General features: G+C 57.4%; 13 protein-coding genes and 1 pseudogene. 8 read left to right on the top strand and 6 right to left on the bottom strand.

Annotation, left to right across the window (positions count from 1 at the left end):
- Positions 1–21 precede the first annotated feature (21 nt).
- The 5 genes and pseudogenes from GWQ22_RS07210 to GWQ22_RS07190 form a co-directional block, all read left to right on the top strand.
- Entirely contained in the window at positions 22–951 is a 930-nt protein-coding gene (locus GWQ22_RS07210; protein WP_042034889.1) for an FAD-binding protein, read from the top strand.
- A 224-nt stretch (positions 952–1,175) separates the two neighbouring features.
- Positions 1,176–2,264, top strand: a complete 1,089-nt coding sequence (gene serC / locus GWQ22_RS07205; RefSeq protein ID WP_275929875.1) for a 3-phosphoserine/phosphohydroxythreonine transaminase — start codon at positions 1,176–1,178, stop codon at positions 2,262–2,264.
- A 171-nt stretch (positions 2,265–2,435) separates the two neighbouring features.
- Positions 2,436–3,719: a 3-phosphoshikimate 1-carboxyvinyltransferase gene (gene aroA, locus GWQ22_RS07200; RefSeq protein ID WP_042034886.1), complete on the top strand. Its 1,284-nt coding sequence runs from the start codon at positions 2,436–2,438 to the stop codon at positions 3,717–3,719.
- A 230-nt stretch (positions 3,720–3,949) separates the two neighbouring features.
- Positions 3,950–5,005: a 3-deoxy-7-phosphoheptulonate synthase AroG gene (aroG, locus tag GWQ22_RS07195; RefSeq protein ID WP_275929874.1), complete on the top strand. Its 1,056-nt coding sequence runs from the start codon at positions 3,950–3,952 to the stop codon at positions 5,003–5,005.
- Positions 5,006–5,283: 278 nt separating this feature from the next.
- Positions 5,284–5,580 (top strand): annotated as a pseudogene (locus GWQ22_RS07190) (IS4 family transposase); the annotation flags it as partial.
- 43 nt (positions 5,581–5,623) lie between these two features.
- Here GWQ22_RS07190 and dsbB read toward each other — a convergent pair.
- Together dsbB and nhaB are read right to left on the bottom strand one after the other, a co-directional pair.
- Positions 5,624–6,145: a disulfide bond formation protein DsbB gene (gene dsbB / locus GWQ22_RS07185; protein ID WP_108537662.1), complete on the bottom strand. Its 522-nt coding sequence runs from the start codon at positions 6,143–6,145 to the stop codon at positions 5,624–5,626.
- Between the two features lie 85 nt (positions 6,146–6,230).
- Positions 6,231–7,811 carry a sodium/proton antiporter NhaB gene (nhaB, locus tag GWQ22_RS07180; RefSeq protein WP_275929873.1) on the bottom strand — a complete coding sequence of 527 codons (1,581 nt, stop codon included), beginning with the start codon at positions 7,809–7,811 and terminating at the stop codon, positions 6,231–6,233.
- A 332-nt stretch (positions 7,812–8,143) separates the two neighbouring features.
- Here nhaB and fadR point away from each other — a divergent pair, with 332 nt between their 5' ends.
- Positions 8,144–8,857: a fatty acid metabolism transcriptional regulator FadR gene (fadR, locus tag GWQ22_RS07175; RefSeq protein ID WP_042034882.1), complete on the top strand. Its 714-nt coding sequence runs from the start codon at positions 8,144–8,146 to the stop codon at positions 8,855–8,857.
- Between the two features lie 58 nt (positions 8,858–8,915).
- Here fadR and GWQ22_RS07170 read toward each other — a convergent pair whose 3' ends face one another.
- The 4 genes from GWQ22_RS07170 to GWQ22_RS07155 all read right to left on the bottom strand — a co-directional run bounded on the left by GWQ22_RS07170 (position 8,916) and on the right by GWQ22_RS07155 (position 16,157).
- Entirely contained in the window at positions 8,916–10,433 is a 1,518-nt protein-coding gene (locus GWQ22_RS07170) for a SpoVR family protein (RefSeq protein ID WP_042034881.1), read from the bottom strand.
- 10 nt (positions 10,434–10,443) lie between these two features.
- Entirely contained in the window at positions 10,444–11,715 is a 1,272-nt protein-coding gene (locus tag GWQ22_RS07165; protein ID WP_275929872.1) for a YeaH/YhbH family protein, read from the bottom strand.
- Positions 11,716–11,740: 25 nt separating this feature from the next.
- Positions 11,741–13,663, bottom strand: coding sequence for a PrkA family serine protein kinase (locus GWQ22_RS07160; protein ID WP_042034879.1), 1,923 nt, complete (start codon positions 13,661–13,663; stop codon positions 11,741–11,743).
- 568 nt (positions 13,664–14,231) lie between these two features.
- Complete coding sequence (locus tag GWQ22_RS07155; RefSeq protein WP_275929900.1) at positions 14,232–16,157, bottom strand: RecQ family ATP-dependent DNA helicase; 1,926 nt, start codon at positions 16,155–16,157, stop codon at positions 14,232–14,234.
- Between the two features lie 359 nt (positions 16,158–16,516).
- Between GWQ22_RS07155 and sstT the strand changes: the two genes are divergently transcribed.
- Positions 16,517–17,746 carry a serine/threonine transporter SstT gene (gene sstT / locus GWQ22_RS07150; RefSeq protein WP_275929871.1) on the top strand — a complete coding sequence of 410 codons (1,230 nt, stop codon included), beginning with the start codon at positions 16,517–16,519 and terminating at the stop codon, positions 17,744–17,746.
- 17 nt (positions 17,747–17,763) lie between these two features.
- Positions 17,764–18,255, top strand: a complete 492-nt coding sequence (locus GWQ22_RS07145; protein ID WP_275929870.1) for a hypothetical protein — start codon at positions 17,764–17,766, stop codon at positions 18,253–18,255.
- The last annotated feature ends 64 nt before the right edge of the window (positions 18,256–18,319 follow it).

Below are 18,319 nucleotides of genomic sequence, written 5' to 3'. Positions count from 1 at the left end.
TACTAACGATAGGGTGCTGCCATGAGCGTACTGGTTATTGCGGAACATCATCAGGGCAGGCTTGCCGACAACGTGGCCCAGCTGGTCACGGCGGCAGGCCAGCTTGGCGGCGAGGTGCATCTGTTGCTGCTGGGTCAGGGGCTGACCGAGGCGGGCGAACAGGCCGCTTGTCTGCAAGGGGTGAACAGGGTGCTGCTGGCCGAGCATCCCATACTGGCGGAACGGCTGAACGACGGGGTTGATCCGCTGCTCGCCCACATTGCACGTGACTATCAGCACTGTCTGATGGCGGCCAGCACCCAGGGCAAGGATCTGCTGCCACGGGTCGCGGCCAGGCTCGGGGTGGAGATGCTCTCCGAGGTGACTGGTATAGAGAGCGGCGATACCTTCCTGCGTCCCATCTACGCGGGCAATGCCGTTGCCCGGGTGGCGAGCAGTGCTCCCATCAAGGTGCTCACCATCCGGCCGACCGCCTTTGCCAAGGCCGAGGTCGGGGCTGGGCAGGCTGCTGTCGAGCGGCTGCCGGTGGCCGATGTGGCCTGCCGGATCCGGCTGGTCGAGCGGTGCGCCGTGCGATCCGCCCGGCCCGAGCTTGCGGCGGCGCGGGTGGTGGTCTCCGGCGGACGGGCGCTTGGCTCCAAGGCGCAGTTTGCCCTTATCGAGGCGCTGGCCGACAAGCTGGGCGGCGCGGTCGGGGCGTCGCGGGCGGCGGTGGATGCGGGTTATGTGGCCAACGATCTGCAGGTGGGTCAGACCGGCAAGGTGGTCGCGCCTGAACTCTATATCGCGGTTGGCATTTCGGGGGCCATTCAGCATCTGGCGGGCATGAAAGAGTCGAAGGTGATAGTGGCCATCAACAAGGACAGCGAGGCCCCCATCTTTCAGGTGGCTGACTACGGTCTGGTGGGGGATCTGTTCACCCTGCTGCCCGAGCTCACCGCCAAGCTGTGAATTTGTTGAAAAGAGGCCTTACCTGCCATTGATGCGGTCTGCCCCCCATTTCCATGCATGTTCCCTGCAAGCCCTGACCTGTTCAGGGCTTTTTCGATGGCAGCCCGACTTGACCCGGGCGATAAAAGCTTGAGCCAGCGCCCAAAAAGCCTTTGATCCTGGGGCGGCTCTTGTGTAAAACCAGACACGTCATCGATTACTCTCATCCACTCACGGAAAGCGTCATGAGCAAACAGATTTACAACTTCTGCGCCGGCCCCGCCATGTTGCCGGTTGAAGTCATGGAGCGCGCCCAGCGCGAATTTTGTAATTTTCAGGGGCTGGGAGCCTCGGTCATGGAGCTCTCCCATCGCGGCAAGCCCTATATGGCGGTCGCCGAGAAGGCCGAAGCTGACCTGCGCGACTTGCTGGCGGTGCCGGACAACTACAAGGTGCTCTTCATGCACGGTGGTGGTCGCGGCCAGTTTTCCGCCGTGCCCATGAACCTGCTGGGTGGCGCCAACAAAAAGGCCGATTATCTGCTGACCGGTGTCTGGGCCCAGAGCGCCGTGGATGAAGCCCACAAGTACGGTGACATCCAGACCTTCCCGGGGGTTGCCAAGAATGCGCAGGGGATCTCCCATCTGCTGCCGACCCCGGCGTTTCGCGCCGATGCGGCCTTTGTGCACTACTGCCCGAACGAAACCATCGATGGCATAGAGATGTTTGACATCCCGGCCACCGGCGATGTGCCATTGGTGGCGGATCTCTCCTCCACCATTCTCTCCCGTCCCATGGATGTGAGCCGTTTTGGTGTTATCTACGCCGGTGCCCAGAAGAACATAGGCCCGTCAGGGCTGGCTATCGCCATCGTACGTGACGACCTGCTGAACCAGGCGAGAGCCGACGTGCCCTCGATTTTTGACTACCAGCTCACCGCCAAGCACGACTCCATGTTCAATACGCCGCCCACCTACGCCTGGTATCTGGCCGGTCTGGTGTTCGAGTGGCTGAAAGAACAGGGCGGGCTCGAGGCGATGGAGGCGCGCAACAAGGAAAAAGCCGATTTCCTCTACGGCTATCTCGACCAGTCCAGCTTCTATGGCAACAAGGTGGATGCCAGCTGCCGCTCCCGCATGAATATCCCGTTCCAGCTCAAGAAAGATGCCCTGGACAAGCAGTTCCTGGCCGAGTCGGAAGCGGCCGGTCTGTTGGCACTGAAAGGGCACCGTATCGTCGGTGGCATGCGAGCCAGCCTCTACAACGCCATGCCGCTGGAAGGGGTCAAGGCCCTGGTGAGCTTTATGGATGGCTTTGCCAAACGTCACGGCTGAGGCGTTTTTCCCCCATGACAGACGCCGGGGACTCCCCGGCGTCTGTTTTTTCAGTGGATCCTGATCGACCGCGAGTCTGGCCCACTTTTGTGCAGTGAGCGGTCTTGCCGAGCAAGGCGCGGGCTGCTAACGTCCGGTCAGGTGAATTATTTGAGACAGTACAGGAAGTCTATGAATTCGTTGCGTTTGGAACCCATTTCTCGTGTGGCCGGTGAGGTCAATCTGCCCGGCTCCAAGAGCGTGTCCAACCGGGCCCTGCTGCTGGCGGCCCTGGCCCGCGGCACTACCCGGCTGACCAACCTGCTCGACAGCGATGACATACGTCACATGCTGGCGGCACTGACCCAGCTCGGGGTCAAGTACAAGCTCTCCGCCGACAAGACAGCGTGCACTGTGCACGGTCTGGGCCGCAGCTTCGCGGTGAAGGAACCAGTCAATCTGTTCCTCGGCAACGCCGGCACCGCGATGCGTCCGCTCTGCGCTGCGCTGTGTCTCGGCTCCGGCGAATACACCCTGGGCGGCGAGCCGCGCATGGAAGAGCGCCCCATCGGCCATCTGGTGGATGCCCTGCGCGAAGCGGGTGCCCATATCCAGTACCTGAAAAAAGACGGCTACCCACCGCTGGTGGTGGACGCCAAGGGCTTGTGGGGCGGTGACGTGCACGTCGATGGCTCCGTCTCCAGCCAGTTTTTGACGGCGTTTTTGATGGCGGCGCCCATGGCGGCCGGTGACACCCGCATCCACATCAAGGGGGAGCTGGTCTCCAAGCCCTACATCGACATCACCCTGCACATCATGAAGCAGTTCGGGGTGGTGATTGAGCACGACAACTACAAGCTGTTCTACATCAAGGGCAACCAGACCTACATCAGCCCGGGTGATTTTCTGGTGGAAGGGGATGCCTCCAGCGCTTCCTACTTCCTTGCAGCCGGCGCCATCAAGGGCAAGGTGCGCGTGACGGGCATCGGCAAGCACAGCATTCAGGGCGACATTCACTTCGCCGATGTGCTGGAGAAGATGGGCGCGCGCATCACCTGGGGCGACGACTTCATTGAGGCGGAGCAGGCACCGCTGCACGGGGTGGATATGGACATGAACCATATTCCCGATGCGGCCATGACCATTGCCGTTGCCGCGCTGTTTGCCGAGGGGCCCACCTCCATTCGCAATATCTACAACTGGCGGGTGAAGGAGACCGATCGTCTGCACGCCATGGCGACCGAGCTGCGCAAGCTGGGTGTGGAGGTGGAGGAGGGACATGACTTCATCACCGTGACCCCGCCGACCCAGCTCAAGCACGCCGAGATCGATACCTACAACGATCACCGTATCGCCATGTGCTTCTCGCTGGTGGCGCTGTCAGATACCGCCGTCACCATCAATGATCCGGGCTGTACTTCCAAGACCTTCCCGGACTACTTCGACAAATTGGCCAGCGTCAGTCAGGCCATGTGACCCTGTTGGGCCCGCCTTGGTGCGGGCCTTTTCATCTCTGCCCCGCTTGTGACTGCCCCATTGTTGCTCTGCTCAGCACACTTGCCCCTGAGCGCTAGCAGTAATATGCAAACTTGCAAGACACGATCTGAAAATTCCTGATGAGATAATGTAATTTTCTATTTACACCGTCCCGACTGCGGGCTAGATTGAGGTTTCTTTATCGCAGTAATCTAGCAGGAAGTCTTGTCATGCAGCATCAAACCGACGACGTTCGTATCAGTGAAATCAAAGAGTTATTACCCCCGGTTGCGGTGCTTGAGAAGTTTCCGGCCACCGAGACCGCCTCATCTACCGTGTTCGAATCCCGCCAGGCTATTCACCGGATCCTGGCCGGTGACGATCAGCGTCTGCTGGTGGTGATCGGTCCCTGCTCCATCCACGACCCCGTAGCTGCGCTGGAATATGGCAAGCGCCTCAAGACCTTGCGTGACGAGCTCAAGGGTCAGCTGGAAATCGTGATGCGGGTCTACTTCGAGAAGCCACGCACCACGGTCGGCTGGAAGGGGCTGATCAATGACCCCTACCTCAACAACAGCTGCCAGATCAACGACGGTCTGCGCATCGGTCGCAAGCTGCTGCTGGATCTCAATGACATGGGGCTGCCGACCGCCTCCGAGTTCCTCGACATGATCACCCCGCAATATGTGGCGGATCTGATGAGCTGGGGGGCCATCGGTGCCCGTACCACCGAATCCCAGGTGCACCGTGAGCTGGCCTCCGGTCTTTCTTGCCCGGTGGGCTTCAAGAACGGCACGGATGGCACCATCAAGGTAGCCATCGATGCCATCGGCGCCGCCAGCGCGCCACACCATTTCCTGTCGGTCACCAAGTATGGCCACTCCGCCATTGTCGCGACCCGGGGCAACCCGGACTGCCACATTATTCTGCGTGGCGGCCGCGAGCCGAACTACAGCTCCGCCCATGTTGATGAGGTGGTGAAGGGATTGGACAAGGCCGGTCTGCCGCAGAAGGTGATGATCGACTTTAGCCACGCCAACAGCAGCAAGCAGTTCAAGAACCAGATGGTGGTGGCCGAGGACGTGGCCGGTCAGTTGCGTGCCGGCAGTAAGGCGGTATTTGGCGTCATGGTGGAAAGTCACCTGGTGGAAGGGCGCCAGGATCTGGTGGATGGGTGCGAGCTCACCGTCGGTCAGAGCATCACGGATGCCTGCATTGGCTGGGCCGATACCGACGTGCTGCTGCGTACGCTGGCCGATGCGGTGGCGACTCGCAACGCAGGCTGAGCCTGCTCTGTCCCGGCTGACTGCCTGCGGCAGCAGCCAGACAATACACAAAGCGCGACCCGGGTCGTAATGTGGATCAGTTCAGGGGCCAGTGACCGCTTCTTCTGATGTGTGAAAATCCGAAACCTGTTGATTGGTTTCGGATTTTTTATGCCTATTACACAGGCTCTCGGTTTTCTTCACGCCAGTCATGCTGCCAGGTGCAGCCCCGTTGTCGCCCCCCAGCGCCTTCCTGCAAGCGCGCCAAATGGTTGGGGACAAAAGCATCAAGCGCCTGGTGGGATGTGTTGCTGGTGCACAACCCGCTACGTAGCCAGATGACGAAGATGGCGGCGGGATACACGGCAAATCAGCTGAGTTTTCACATGGCGTCGGTCTACCTTGTCCATGAGTTGAGCTGTATGGCCTATGTGTTACCGGGGTATATCCCGGGGTGAGGGGCAGATCTGGAGAAACAAGCGGTACAGTTCGTATGACCACAGAGAAGAGAGCGCAGTTATCCCCGCAGCGTGAAGCCGAGACCACAGCCGTACAGTGTGAAAAAAGCCAATAAAAATAATGCCAGTCAGGCTTAACTGACTGGCATTAGAGCCAGTAGACCTTTTTTATGTGATACCGTCAGCTGCAGCAGCGCCCCTTGACCAGGTTGCCGATGGCGACCACTACGAAGACCAGCAGGTAGGCGGCGAAGATGGCCACCAGCCACTGGGGCATGGAAAAGCCCAGGAACTGCCAGCTGATCTCGCTGCAATCCCCATCCGGGAAGAACAGCCAGGGGATCCACTGATCGAGGGGGGCCCAGCTCGGGAAATCAGCAAAGGGACTGCAGACGTTGAACGGGGAGGGGTTCATCTGGTAATTCACATGCTGCAGTGCCAGCTGGAGGCCGCGGAAGGCACTGTAGCCCCACAGCAGCAGGGCACTCCAGCGCACATACCACTTCTGCGGCGCTACCATGCCGAGCAAGCCTGCCAGTATGACCCCCAGAGTGGCGATACGCTCATAGATGCACATGACGCAAGGATGCAGACCCAGCACGTGCTGGAAGAAGAGGGCGCTCAACTCGAGGAAGAGGGCGGAGGCGGCAAGCAGGCCCCATGCCAGTCGATGGGCGGCAATACGTCGCAGAAACTCAATCATCTGGTTGATCTCACAGAAAAAACAGTGGCTGAATTAGAGCAGAGCAGTGGCTAAAAAGAAAGGGCCCTGGCGGGCCCTTATGGGGTCAATGCAGCGCAGGCAGAACCGCAGGCGTGACGTTGTCGAGTACCAGCCAGCCGGCCTGATAGAACCACTCGGTCATCGGGCTGAGCAGCATCTCCACCGAGAGGAAACCCACCACTCCCAGCACCAGGGTGTAGGGCAGAGCCATCCATACCATGCGGCCATAGGAGAGGCGCAACAAGGGGGCCAGTGCCGAGGTCAGCATGAACAGGAAGGCCGCTTGGCCGTTGGGGGTGGCGACGGATGGCAGGTTGGTGCCGGTGTTGATGGCGACAGCCAGCAGATCGAACTGCTCACGGCTGATGGCGTTGTTGAGCAGGGCCGTCTTTACCTCATTGATGTAGACGGTGCCGACGAAGACGTTGTCACTGACCATGGAGAGCAGGCCGTTGGCCAGATAGAAGAGGGCGAGCTGATCGTCCGGCTCGGCGGCCAATACCCACTGGATCACGGGTTTGAACAACTGCTGATCGATGATGACGGCCACTATGCTGAAGAAGACGGCGAGCAGGGCGGTGAAGGGCAGGGCCTCTTGGAACGCCTTGCCGAGCGAATGCTCATCTGTGATGCCAGTCAGTGAGGTAGCCAGCACTATGACAGATAGCCCGATCAGCCCCACCGCCGCCAGGTGCATGGCCAGCCCTGTGATCAGCCAGAGGGCGATCAGCGCCTGTACTATCAGCTTGGCCTTGTCTTGCGGGGAGCGCTCGGCCTCTTCGTAGCGGTTGTAATCTTCCATGATGCGACGCACCGCATCCGGCAACTGGGTGCCATAGCCAAACCAGCGGCACTTCTCGACCAGGATGCAGGTGAGCAGGCCGCAGAAAAACACGGGAACTGTGACCGGTGACATACGGATGGCAAACTCACCAAAATGCCAGCCAGCTTGCTCACCTATGATCAGGTTTTGCGGCTCTCCCACCAGGGTGCAGACGCCACCGATGGCTGTCCCTATGGCTGCGTGCATCATCAGGCTGCGCAGGAAGGCACGGAAGTCGTCCAGATGCTGGCGATTGAGCTCGTTGACGGAATTGTCATTGGTGTGGTCGTGCGGATTGCCGAACTCCTTGCCAGAGGAGACCTTGTGGTAGATGGCGTAGAAGCCTGTCGCGACGCTGATCACCACGGCGATCACTGTCAGGGCGTCAAGGAAGGCAGACAGGAAGGCCGATACCAGACAAAACGCCAAGGAGAGCAGGGTCTTGGAGTGGATCCGGATCAGCAGTTTGGTAAACACGTAGAGCAGCAACTGCTTCATGAAGTAGATGCCGGCCACCATGAACACCAGTAGCAGCAGCACCTCTATGTTGGCCACCAGCTCATGCTTGACCTGTTCTGCCGAGGTCATGCCGATCAGCACAGCCTCGATAGCCAGCAAGCCACCGGGTTGCAGTGGATAGCACTTGAGCGCCATGGCCAGGGTGAAGATGAATTGAACCACCAGCAGCCAGCCGGCGGCGAAAGGATCAAGATGGAAGGCGATCGGGTTGATTAGCAGAAATAGCAAAATGGCGGCCTTGTACCACCGGGGTGCATTGCCCAGGAAGTTCTTGGCAAAGGCTTGCCCTAAGCTGATTGGCATAATATGGGTCTCTGTTTTGTTGTTGGTATCTGCGTCTATGCAGTCAAGACAGGCTCGACCAGAACATCCGGATGTTGTCCCTTATCAGATTGATTCCTCATGATTTTAATCAAAAAGAGGCGTAACTATAAATAACATAGTGCCCCTTGCCCAAGAGAATGTCGGTTTTATCGCCAGACGGCGGGGTTGGCTGGCACCTATCGCGTGGTTTCATACATTTTTTTAACAAAACGGCCTGCTTATGTGAGCAGAGGACTGACCTTCTGCTTGCCAGCCCTCTCTGCTTTGCTATTATTCGGGGGCCTTTTTACGTACTACAACAGAGTCACTACATGGTCATAAAAGCGCAGAGCCCTGCAGGGTTTGCCGAGGAATACATCATCGAGTCCATCTGGAACAATCGCTTTCCTCCAGGATCCATATTGCCGGCCGAGCGTGAGCTGTCCGAGCTGATCGGGGTGACTCGTACTACCTTGCGCGAAGTGTTGCAGCGTTTGGCCCGCGATGGCTGGCTCACCATCCAGCATGGCAAACCGACCAAGGTGAACAATTTCTGGGAGACCTCGGGTCTCAACATCTTGGAAACTCTGGCCCGTCTGGATCAGGACAAGGTGCCGGATCTGGTGGCTCAGCTGTTGTCGGCGCGTACCAATATCTGCACCATTTTCATCCGTGGTGCGATTCGCAATAATCCTGAGCAAGCTGCCGAGATACTGCGTGGTGCCAAGGCTGTGGATAGCACTCCGGAAGCGTATGCGGAGTTTGATTATCGTCTGCACCATCAGCTCTCCTTTGCTTCCGGCAACCCCATCTACGCCTTGATCCTCAATGGCTTCAAGGGACTCTATAGTCGGGTTGGACGTTACTACTTCTCTGACAAGCAGGCCCGTGAAACGGCGGATGCCTATTACAAGACCTTGTTGGATCTGGCCGAGACCAAGAATCATGAAGCCGTGTTCATGACGGTACGCCAGTACGGGATAGAGTCCGGCAAGCTGTGGACCCGCTTGCGCCAGGATATGCCGAGCAATCTGTGCGATAACTGATTGTTGATGCAAAGAGAAACGCGCCTTCTGGCGCGTTTTTTTATGGCTGAAAGTGGCCTTAGACCGGTTTTTTCTCCGGACAGCGGCCTATGATGTCAGCGGGCAAGTCGCCGTTATCCTGCTCCAGTACCACATCGAATCCCCAGAGCTGATGCAGATGCCTGAGTACCTCGTGGCGGGAATCCCCCAGCGGGATCCGATTGTGTGGCACATAGCGCAGAGTCAGCGACCGATCTCCTTTTACTGCAACGTTGTAGACCTGAATGTTGGGCTCCAGATTGCTCAAGTTGTACTGGGCTGACAGGGTATTGCGCACCAGTCTATAACCCTCCTCGTTGTGGATGGCGGAGACCTTGAGGTAGTTCTTCAGATCGTCATCGTCGATGGCGAACAGCTTCATCTCCCGCATCACCTTGGGGCTCAGGAACTGACTGATGAAACTCTCGTCCTTGAAGTTCTGCATGGCAAAATGCAGTGTATCCACCCAATTGGTGCCGGCGTAATCGGGGAACCAGTATCTGTCCTCCTCCGTCGGGTTCTCGCAGATGCGGCGCAGATCGGTAAACATGGCAAAACCGAGGGCGTAGGGGTTGATCCCCGAGTAGTAGCGACTGTTGTAGGGGGGCTGGTACACCACGTTGGTGTGGCTGTGCAACACCTCTATCATGAATCGATCACTGATCTTGCCCTCGTCATACAGGTGGTTGAGGATGGTGTAGTGCCAGAAGGTGGCCCACCCTTCATTCATGACCTGAGTCTGTTTTTGCGGGTAGAAGTACTGACTGATCTTGCGCACTATGCGCACTATCTCGCGCTGCCAGGGCTCAAGCAGGGGGGCATTTTTCTCGATGAAGTAGAGGATATTCTCCTGTGGTTCGGCCGGGTAGCGTCTGTCTTCGACACCCAGGGCCTTATGCTGCTTGGGCAGGGTGCGCCACAGTTCGTTGACCTGGGTTTGCAGATAGTCTTCCCGCGCTTTCTGGCGACGCTTCTCCTCTGCCAGCGAGATCTTTTGCGGTCGCTTGTAACGGTCAACGCCGAAGTTCATCAGCGCATGGCAGGAGTCGAGCAGTTTCTCCACCGCATCGATACCGTGTTTCTCTTCGCATTCGGTGATGTAGTTCTTGGCGAACAACAGGTAGTCGATGATGGAAGAGGCATCGGTCCAAGTCTTGAACAGATAGTTGTTTTTGAAGAAGGAGTTGTGGCCATAGCAGGCGTGCGCCATCACCAGCGCCTGCATCGGCATTGTGTTCTCCTCCATCAGGTAGGCGATACAGGGATCCGAGTTGATGACGATCTCATAGGCCAGCCCCATCTGGCCGCGTTTGTAGTTGCGATCGGTGTGGATGAAGCGCTTGCCAAATGACCAGTGCTGGTAGCCAATGGGCATGCCGACGCTGGAGTAGGCGTCCATCATCTGCTCTGCCGTGATCACCTCGATCTGGTTGGGGTAGGTATCCAGTCGATAGAACTTGGCGACCCGGGCGATCTCCTGATGATAGGTTTCCAGCAGATCGAAGTTCCAGTCAGGGCCATCGTCCAATGGCGCTATTTTTCTTGCGGTTTCTACCATATGACCTCCCTCACGCCGCTTGCTTCTTGAACAGCTCCCGGAATACCGGATAAATATCCTCGACCTTGCGAATGTGCTCCATCGCGAAATGGGGGAACTGGCTGGCCACCGACTCATATTCGTGCCACAGAGTCTGGTGGGCGCGGGTGGTGATCTCGATATAGGAGTAGTACCGCACCTGCGGCATTATGTCCCGCATCAGGATCTCCCGGCATTGCGGTGAATCATCGGCCCAGTTGTCACCATCGGACGCTTGCGCGGCATAGATGTTCCATTGATGGGCGGGGTAACGCTCGTTGATGATGTCGTTCATCATCTTGAGCGCGCTGGAGACAATGGTGCCGCCAGTCTCCTGGGAGTAGAAAAACTCGTGCTCATCCACCTCCTTGGCCTGGGTATGGTGGCGTATATAGACCACTTCCACGTTCTTGTAGGTCCGGCTCAGGAACAGATAGAGCAGGATATAGAAGCGCTTGGCCATCTCCTTGGTAGCCTGATCCATGGAACCCGACACGTCCATCAGGCAGAACATCACCGCCTGGCTGGAAGGCACGGGCCGTTTGACGAAGTTGTTGAATTTGAGATCGAAGGTGTCGATAAAAGGCACCGCTGCGATCCGCCGTTTCAGCTCCCTGATCTCCTTCTCAAGCAGGGTGATTTCGGCGAAATGTTCGTTGGGATCGGCCGCCAACAGTACCAGCCGTTCTTCCAGTTCATGCAGCTGGCGTTTTTTGCCCGCTTGCAACGCCATACGCCGAGCAAGCGAGTTTTGCAGGGAACGCACCACGTTGATGTTGGCGGGCACCCCGTTGGAGGTGTAGCCCGCCCGGTAGGTTTTCACTTCCATGAGCTGGTTGAGCTGGTTTTTCTGCAGCCGCGGCAGCTCCAAATCTTCAAACAGCAGATCGAGATACTCATCCTTGGAGATCTGGAATACAAAATCGTCAGCGCCTTCCCCCTGATTGGATGCCTGGCCTTCTCCCGCTCCTTGACCTGCGCCACCTCCCTTGGGGCGGTCAATCTTGTCACCGGAGACAAACTGGTCATTGCCGGGATGCACCATCTCCCGTTTACCGCCGTGCCCCTGATGAAAATGGGGCTCGCCGATATCCTTGGTCGGGATGCTGATACTTTCGCCCTTGTCTACGTCCTGAATGCTGCGCTTGGAGACAGCATCCGAGACCGCTTGTTTTATCTGCTTCTTGTAGCGGCGGATGAAGCGCTGCCGATTGACAGCGCTTTTGTTTTTGCCGTTGAGCCTGCGGTCGATAAAATGCGCCATAACTCCCCCTTGAACCACGGCAGGGTCAGGATGACTTGCGTACCCTGAGATACCATTCGGAGAGCAGTCGCACCTGTTTGCGGGTGTAGCCTTTCTCCATCATCCGTTCGACAAAGTTATCGTGCTTCTTCTGCTCCTCGGCCGAGGTTTTGCTGTTGAAGGAGATAACCGGCAGCAGCTCTTCCGTGTTGGAGAACATCTTCTTCTCGATTACGGTGCGCAGCTTCTCGTAACTGGTCCAGTTGGGGTTACGGCCTGCATTGTTGGCCCGGGCACGCAGCACGAAGTTGACGATTTCGTTACGGAAATCCTTCGGATTGCTGATCCCGGCGGGTTTCTCAATCTTCTCCAGCTCGCTGTTGAGCGACGAGCGATCAAACAGCTGACCGGTTTCCGGGTCACGGTACTCCTGATCCTGGATCCAGAAGTCGGCGTAGGTGACGTAGCGATCGAAGATGTTCTGGCCGTACTCGGAGTAGGACTCGAGATAGGCGGTCTGGATCTCCTTGCCAATGAACTCCACATAGCGCGGCGTCAGATAGCCCTTGATGAATTCGAGGTAGCGATCGTGCAGCTCCTGTGGGAACTGCTCACGCTCTATCTGTTGTTCCAGCACGTAGAAGAGATGCACCGGGTTGGCTGCCACTTCCGCGTGGTCGAAGTTGAAGACGCGGGAGAGGATCTTGAACGCAAAGCGGGTTGACAAGCCATTCATACCCTCGTCCACACCGGCGTAGTCACGGTACTCCTGATAGCTCTTCGCCTTGGGATCCGTGTCTTTCAGGCTCTCGCCATCATAGACCCGCATCTTGGAGTAGAGGCTGGAGTTTTCCGGCTCTTTCAGTCGGGAGAGGACGGAGAACTGACCCAACAGTTCCAAGGTGCCAGGTGCGCACTTGGCGTCAGTCAACTCGCTGTTTATAAGCAGTTTCTCGTATATTTTCACCTCTTCCGAAACACGCAGGCAGTAGGGCACCTTGACGATGTAGACACGGTCGAGGAAGGCCTCGTTGTTCTTGTTGTTGCGGAACTGCTGCCACTCGGATTCGTTGGAGTGAGCCAGCAGAATACCGTCGAAGGGGAGGGCGGAAAGTCCCTCTGTGCCGTTGTAGTTCCCCTCTTGGGTGGCGGTCAGGAGTGGATGCAGTACCTTTATCGGTGCCTTGAACATCTCCACGAACTCCATGATCCCCTGGTTCGCCTTGCACAGCGCCCCTGAGTAGGAGTAAGCATCGGCATCATCCTGGGCAAAATGCTCCAGCATGCGGATGTCGACCTTGCCGACCAGAGAGGAGATATCCTGGTTGTTGTCATCACCCGGTTCCGTCTTGGCGATGGCAATCTGATCGAGGATGGAAGGGTTGACCTTCTCTACCTTGAACTTGGAGATGTCGCCACCGAACTCGTGCAGTCGCTTGGCCACCCAGGGCGACATGATGGGGCGCAGGTATCGGCGTGGAATGCCATACTCTTTTTCCAGCAGCTCGCCATCCTCTTCGATGTCGAACAGACAGAAGGGGTGATCGTTGACCGGTGAGCCCTTGATACGATAGACAGGCACTTTCTGCATCAGAGACTTGAGCTTTTCAGCCAGAGAGGATTTGCCGCCGCCAACCGGCCCCAGCAGATAGAGTATCTGCTTCTTCTCTTCCAGCCCTTGAGCCGAGTGCTTGAGGTAGGAGACGATCTGTTCGATGGCCTCTTCCATACCGTAGAAATCTTTGAAGGCGGGATAGCGTGCGACGACGCGGTTGGAAAAAAGACGACTGAGTCTGGGATTGACCGAGGTGTCGATCATTTCCGGCTCGCCGATGGCGACCAGCAAGCGCTCGGCAGCGGAGGCATAGCAGGCTTTGTCCTGCTTACACATGTCCAGAAACTCCTGGATGCTGTACTCCTCTTCCCTGGCTTTCTCGTATCGCTGTTGATAATGCTCGAAGATGCCCATAACTTTGCCCTCGTTATAGTCGCTTACCCTGAAAAGAGTGGATCACTACTTTTGTTCTGTTTACCTCATTAAGCCTAGTCAACAGCCCTCAGTAATCCATCACCATCTATTGGTTTAAATTTGCAAGGGTACTTCCCGATCCTGATGCGGGAAGGCGCAATCAGTGACACACCTATGTTACTGACTGTTAAATTATTTTTGCCACGATAGTGAGGTAAATGTCAAAGACATAAAAATAAATTTTTGCCAGAAAATGGAAAGAAGATCGAATTTATCGGGTCATCTGGCTGCAGCCTAGACGGGGCAAGGGGGAGGGAAAATAGCAAGAAGGAAATTTATTACGTTTACGTCAGCGTAATGCTAATGGCTTGGTGTCTCCGCTCTAATTTTTACATTGACGCTACATTAGGGCTGCTCTAGATTGGCCCTGTGTCAGGCAGTCAGCGCTTTAGCAAGAGAGTGTTGGCTGCGGATACAAAGCTCTGTTTAAGCACGTTTCCGTTGGCTTGACCCTCGCAACAGCGAGGGTCTTATTTTTTCAACGCAGTGCGCACGAGCACAGAGATGCTCAGTCGTGATGGGCGGGGTAGATCCGTGACACCGCCGCCAGCACGTCGGCAAACGGATGAGCGGCCAGCTGGCCAAAGCCCGCCAGGCTTTTTGCCTTTACCCGGGTGGTCAGTGGCGTGGCTATGCCGCACAGAAAACGGGTCAGAATGCGAGGATGGCGAGTGTGGCACAAGGCTATCAGGGGATCGCACCAGGCGAGCAACCCGTTTTCGTTGGGCAGGGTGAGGGGGGGTAGTGGTGGCAGGATGGCGACCTCGCCACGGCAGACGGAGCAGTGCCCGCATTGGCTTGGCGCCTGATCATCGGCAAAGTAGCGGGCCAGTTCATGGCTCAGGCAGCGAGTCGATGTAAAGAATGAGAGCAAGGCCTGCAACCGGGCCAGTTCACTCAACTCCTTCTTCTCGAACAGGGCATACAGCTCATTGGCCAGAACGTCGGTGTCCACTGCCTGGGGCAGGATCCGATAGACATCTGTCATCTGCTTGCTTTCCAGCTCTATCCAGCCCTGCTGTTGCAGATAATCCAGTGCCGCAGCGGCTCGCTGCCGTTCTCCCTGGTAACCTTGCCAGAGTGCATCGAAGTCCATGGTACACCAGCTGCGCGCCTGCGGGGCGCAGGCAAACAGCTGCTCCAGAAACTGGCGGCGATCCGGATTGAAACGGGCCAGGATCTCGGCCTTATCCAGCACGAACTTGAAGCGATACTCGGCGAAATAGCTGTAGGCTGGCGCTATGATGCCTGCCATCTCCAGATAGACCAGCAGTGTCTTGAGCGGCAACTGACGGATGTTGGTGTCGTTGGAGAGGCGCAGCAGACCAAACTCCCACTCGCTGCCGCTTTGTTGCAAGATCTCGAGCAGAGTTACTATGGCGGCACGATCGGGCGTATCCCCGTACACGAAATTCTCCAGCACGGGAAGTTGGGCGCGATTGGCCAGCACTATGCAGCGGGAAGGGAGCCCATCCCGCCCGGCACGGCCGATCTCCTGACTGTAGTTCTCGATGGATTTGGGCAGATCGTAGTGAATGACCCGGCGAATATCCGCCTTGTCTATACCCATGCCAAAGGCGATGGTGGCCACGATGCAATCCACTTTGCCTGCCATGAAGTCATGCTGGATCTGGCTGCGCAGGGCCGAGTCGAGCCCGGCATGATAGGCACACGCCCTGATCCCCGCCCGTTGCAGCAGCGCGGCACATTGCTGCGCCGTGTGCTGCAAGGTGACGTAGACGATGGTGGGGGCGCCGGGTTCGCGCCGCACTTCCGCTTGCAGCCAGCCATCGCGTGCCTCGGCGGGCAGGGGGACGACGGCCAGATCCAGGTTGGCGCGATAGAAACCGGTGACGATGAGCCCTTCATCCTTGATATCGAACTTGGCCTGCATGTCTGCCATGACCGCCGGCGTTGCCGTTGCGGTCAGCAGCAACACCAGGGGGATCTTCAGCTCGCGGCGGTAAGTCGGCAGCTTGAGGTAGTCGGGTCGAAAGTTGTGACCCCACTCCGAGATGCAGTGCGCCTCATCTACCACCAGCATCGACAGCGGCACCTGCTGGATGAAGCGGCGAAAGCGCTCGTTCTTGAGCCGCTCTACCGAGATCATCAGGATCTTGAGCTGACCGTCGCTGGCCTGTTGCATCACATGGCGGCTCTCCTCCGGCGTCTGGCTCGAATCCAGGGTCGCGGCGGCTATCCCCTTGCTGCGCAAGAAGGCGAGCTGGTCGTGCATCAGCGCGATCAACGGGGAGATCACCAGGGTCAGGTGGGGCAAGGCAAGGGCGGGTAGCTGGTAACAGAGAGACTTGCCGGAGCCGGTGGGAAAGATGGCGGCTGCGCTCTGGCCTGCCAGCAACCGGCTGATCACCGCTTCCTGACCGGGCCTTAACTGGTCGAAGCCGAAGTGGCGGGTCAACAGGGACGAGATCATGGCAGGACTCCAGTGTAAAACTTCCATGATACCACCGCCGGGGAGTATCTGGACGGCTAACCAGGGGAAAACGGCACCCAATTGGGTGCTGTTGATATTGTGTTGTCGTATTGTTGTCGGTTTTTTGTGAGGTTGACCGGATATTTTTCAGTGATTATGTGGAAAAAAACGATTGCAGATGGGATATTCCTTGTCCGCAATCCCGTGTGTTTCCGGACATGCTCAAGAGAAGGTTTGCCGGGGCAGATGACGCCAGCCTGTGACATGGGTGTCGCCTGGCGTAGCGATTGCCAACAGGACTAATGATTCACGCACTTCGGTGCTCAGGGACTATTTGATGACACAACCCCCCCCCCCTCATGCGACTGGTCAACAGCACCAGTCTGGTTAGCCAGATCCTGGTCGGTCTGGTACTCGGTATCCTCCTTGCCATGTTCATGCCGGAATGGGCCAAGGCAGCGGGTCTGCTTGGCAGCCTGTTTGTTGGCGCGTTGAAGGCGGTTGCTCCACTGCTGGTCTTTGTATTGGTAATGGCAGCGATCATCGGTCACAAGCAAGGTCAGAAGACCCGCATTCGCCCGCTGCTCGCACTCTACCTGTTTGGCACCTTTGCTGCCGCCATGGTGGCGGTGATCGCCAGCTTCCTGTTCCCCACCAACCTGCATCTGGTGGCCAATACTGCCGAGATCACCCCGCCGGGTGGCATCACAGAGGTGTTGCAGACGCTGCTGTTCAATGTGGTGACCAACCCGGTCAAGGCGCTGATGGATGCTAACTATATCGGGATCCTGGCGTGGGCCATCGGCCTGGGCATTGCGATGCGCCATGCCAACGAGAGCACCAAGGCGTTGATCACCGATCTTTCCCAGGGTGTCTCCACCATAGTGAAAGCGGTGATCCGCTGTGCGCCGCTGGGTATTCTGGGTCTGGTTGCCTCGACCCTGGCCGAAACCGGCTTCGATGCGCTGTTTGGTTATGCCCAACTGCTGATGGTACTGATTGGCTGCATGCTGTTTATCGCTTTCGTGGTCAACCCGCTGATCGTGTTCTGGAAGATCAAGCGCAACCCCTATCCGCTGGTGCTGACCTGCCTTAAAGAGAGTGGCATGACCGCCTTCTTCACCCGCAGCTCTGCCGCAAATATCCCGGTCAACATGGCGCTGTGTGCAAAACTGCGCCTGCCGGAAGATACCTACGCGGTCTCTATCCCGCTGGGCGCCACCATCAACATGGCTGGTGCCGCTATCACCATTACCGTGCTCTCCATGGCGGCGGTACACACCTTAGGCATGGAAGTGGATCTGGCCACTGCCGTGCTGCTCTCCGTGGTCGCGACGGTCAGTGCCTGCGGCGCTTCCGGCGTGGCCGGTGGCTCACTGCTGCTGATCCCGCTGGCGTGCAGCCTGTTTGGCATCGGCAACGACATCGCCATGCAGGTAGTGGCCGTGGGCTTTATCATCGGCGTGCTGCAGGATTCTGCCGAGACAGCGCTTAACAGCTCCACCGACGTGCTGTTCACCGCGGCTGCCTGTATGGCCGAGGATGAATCGCTGCTGGAACCCGCAGCACTGCCCAGCGGCGAGGCGTGATCCGATAGATTAAGTGTTTGATTCAGCCCCTCTTTTCGAGGGGTTTTTTACATCCACTCGCCGAGATTGATTGGGGGGAGGTGTTAACAAGAAAAGTGTCAGGTGCAGTGGGAAGCAGTCAGTCACTCTGGGTTCTGGATTATCGACCCGTCAAAGCCAACATCGATTCAGCGCTCACTATTCAGAATTGGGGCGGTCAGATTGCATTGCAGCCGATGGTCACTGCGCCTATCAACGCAGACTCCTGGTACAACCTTGGGGAGAGTGCTAAAACCGAGCGCAGCAACAAGGGGTCGGGGATCAAGCTGACCATCTTGTTTAAAGAGTGGTGTTCTGTCAGCGGTGAGACAGAGGCCAACACTCAAGGTCTGAACAAGCTGACATTGACTGGTTGGAGTAACCGGTCGTGCAGCTTCAATACCCTAACAGGGTCTGCTGATATCAAGGAGAGTTATGGTGATTTCTGGTGTATGGGGGAGATAGAGAAGGTGGCGTATCCTGCTGATTGATTCCCGCGAAGAATCTCAATTAACAGAGGTGATACGCCATGACCAATTCTACCCTCAGAGTCCT

Source organism: Aeromonas sp. 1HA1 (assembly GCF_029237385.1).
Lineage (GTDB): Bacteria > Pseudomonadota > Gammaproteobacteria > Enterobacterales > Aeromonadaceae > Aeromonas > Aeromonas popoffii.
This window is presented reverse-complemented; position numbering and strand designations above follow the sequence as displayed.